This window comes from Acidiferrobacteraceae bacterium, from assembly GCA_037388825.1.
GTDB lineage: Bacteria > Pseudomonadota > Gammaproteobacteria > Acidiferrobacterales > JAJDNE01 > JARRJV01.
Genome location: JARRJV010000134.1, coordinates 1 through 2938 on the forward strand (window position 1 = coordinate 1; position 2938 = coordinate 2938).

The 2938-nt window shown below is 63.3% G+C and carries 3 protein-coding genes; all 3 read right to left on the reverse strand.

Features of this window, described 5'->3' with window-relative positions; all coding sequences use genetic code 11:
- Positions 1-1121 (reverse strand): hypothetical protein (locus tag P8X48_13355; protein ID MEJ2108290.1); only part of this gene is annotated, 1121 nt, incomplete at its 3' end.
- Positions 1118-1849 (reverse strand): uroporphyrinogen decarboxylase family protein, encoded by a 732-nt coding sequence (locus P8X48_13360; GenBank protein ID MEJ2108291.1) that lies wholly within the window; start codon positions 1847-1849, stop codon positions 1118-1120. The genes P8X48_13360 and P8X48_13355, both read right to left, overlap by 4 nt.
- A gap of 472 nt (positions 1850-2321) precedes the next feature.
- Positions 2322-2938: ABC transporter ATP-binding protein (locus P8X48_13365; GenBank protein MEJ2108292.1), on the reverse strand; the 617-nt coding region annotated here is incomplete at its 5' end.

A 2938-nucleotide genomic window follows, 5' to 3' on the forward strand; every position in this document is an offset into this window, starting at 1 on the left:
CAGTCCTTGCGGGCGGCGATAAAGGCGCAGGTATCGCGGATGGCGCATTCATCGACCTCGGTGTAGCGGCCCAGCGCGTAGCGGGCCACCTCCCGCCAGATGTCGGGCCGTGACTCTTTCTTCTCGTGCGCCGCATAATGGACCAGCACCGCTTGTTTGCGCTCCTCCAGGCGACCGTAGCCGGCCGGTGCAGCGACGGGCGTCACCTTGTGAATATCGAACGCGGTGGACGTCAGTGGTTCCCCGTGTTTGGCCAGCCAGCGGCAAAGGATCTGATAGTCGCCATCGGCCAGTTCCGCCCCCTGGCACAGGTTCACCGCGCCGGCGGCGGTCGGCGCGGCCTCACGCAGCGTCTCGCCGGCCTTGGAGAGCAGCGATACCTCTACCCGCGCACCGCTCTCTGGCGCGACGCCCAGCGTGAGACCGACCGCGTGCTGCGGGTAAAAGACGTCGCGTGCCAGGCGCAAGCTGGACAGCTCCTCCTCCACTCGAACGCGCGCCTCGAACGGCAGCTCATCGCCCAGTGGAACGCGCGCCGTCGCGGCGCTATCGACGATCTCCAGACGGCAGCCCACCTGTGCCATCCGCGCCAGCCGGAACAGGCCGACGGTCACCACGTTCTCGCCAGGCTGCAGGGCGGCCTCAAAATCGTAGATAAAGAGATACTCGCGATCTACCACGACGCCCTCGGTATCGTAGACGATCTCCCCATTGATGACCACCACGGCACGCTGCGAAAGCCCGGCGAGCAGCCGCCAATGCCTCAGACCCGGCGTATCGGGCGTCACCACCGTGGAGAGGAATGCGGCCCCCAGGTGGTTGGAGATGTTGTAGGTGCCCCAGGAGAGATACTTTTCCGGGCGCCGCACCAGGCTCCAGCGGGCCGCCTGCCCGCGAAACGTGGCCTCGTCGCCCTCGCGCGGGCTGGCGGCGAGGATAGGCCCGGCATCCTCCACGATCTCGGCCATCGCTGCGCGACCCACCGTCGCCCCTGGTCTCTCAAAGAACGTCAGCCCTTCCACCCGGGCCGAGAGGTCCTTGTAAAAAGGCCCCAGGATCAGCCAGGGTTTGATGATCTCTCCGGCCTGCACCTGGCGGGTCAGCTTGTCGTTGCTGCTCATTGCGCTCCCTCCATCGGATAGCAGCATTCGTTCTGCACGACCCACATCAACCAGCGCATGCGCCCCACCCCGGTACCCGCGGCAAGAGACCCCGCCGTGGTCACTTGCAGGCCGCCGCTTGCGCCGGCCTTTTTGTAGTCGTCGATCACGCGCTGGCGAATCTCCTCCGGGCTGCCGTTGCGCAGCAGGAACGGAGGCATCTGCCCATGGATGTAGGCGTCGGGCATCTTTTCGCGGATCAGGCCCACATCGACCTCTGGCCCGTAGTTGACCACGCGGATGCCCAGCTCGTATTGCTGATCGAGCAGGTGGCCCATCGCGCTATCCGAGTGTTGGTAGCGGCGGGCATCGCCGGGGGCCAGCGCGTTCAGCACCTTTTCCAGCACTGGGAAGCAGTACTTGCGGTACAATTTGGGGCTGAACAGCGCGCAGTTGTCGTCGGTGATCCACCAACCGGGCTCGTCGTTCTCGCTGAACGCGCGCAGGATTTGGTTGAATTCGACCATCTTTTCAGCGAGAATATCGCGAAAACGGGCCATCAGGTCGGGATGGTCGTACAGCCACAGCAGCAGCGTCGTCGGTTCGATCACCGAAGTCATGATCGTCGCCGGGCCGCGGCTGCCCGTGCCCAGCTTGGGCAGCGGCTTGCCCGCCGCCTTGCGCCGCTCCCACTCCTCCAGGTACGCCTCGGGGAGGCTCCACTCACGCATATCGAGTCTTGCCGCCAAGGAACCATTCCTGCGCGAAGCACGTATTTGAACAGATTTTCGATGCGTTTGGGCTGATGCTCCCAGGTGTCTTCATCGAAAAAAGATCGGCCCACGTACTCTCTTGTGATCTGGTTGACCTGCCCGTGCAGCTCGTCGCGGTAGGCCCTGTCCTGATAGTAGCGCAGGGTCGAAGGGACGTCCATGAATTCGAAAATCCAATGGTCATCGGGAGAGAAGGAGAGCGGGCAACGCGGCTTGGCAGCTGTGAACTCTCGGCACAGTGCGTTTTCTTCCCAGAACGCCTCGATGTCCAGCTCTTGGGTCAAGGCCATGAAATCTTGTTCGATAATAGCCATACGTTCCTCACAGGAATCGGAGCGGCAGAGAGGCATCGGACTTTTGTCCGACTACCGCCTCGGCCGCTCCGCTCACTTGAACTCTGCAGTGGCGATCCCGCATCCAAGTCGGCGCGACAAGGCCAGGCTGGATCTCAGGAGGCAGCGAAGCACCGCACCAGATGGTCCGGCTCAACCTCGACGAGGGTCGGTTCCTCCAGGTTACACTTGCCAGCTATCGCCGCGTCACAGCGGGGATTGAACGAGCAACCATGCGGCAGTGCATACGGATCAGGCACCATGCCACGGATGGATGCCAGCCGCCGCCGGTCGCGCGTCCTTTGACCCAGACGCGGGATGGACTGTAGCAGCGCGCGTGTGTAAGGATGCTGAGGGTTGTGGAAGATGGTGTCTACGTCCGCCTGCTCGACGACCTTGCCCATGTACATCACCGCCACCTCGTCCGCCATCTGGGCGATGACGCCCAGATTGTGGGTGATGTACATGATGGCCATGCCCAACTCGTCCTGCAGTCCACGCATGATCTTTAGTATCTGCGCCTCGGTGGTGACGTCGAGCGCGGTGGTGGGCTCGTCGGCGATCAGCAGGCTGGGATGGCACGAGAGGGCCATGGCGATGATACAGCGCTGGCGCATACCGCCGCTCAGCTCGTACGGATACTGTTCCAGCGTGCGCGTAGGCTGCGGCATCCCTGCCAGGTCGAGCACCTCGATCGCTTGCTTCTTGGCCTCTTCCTTGCTCACGTCTTGGT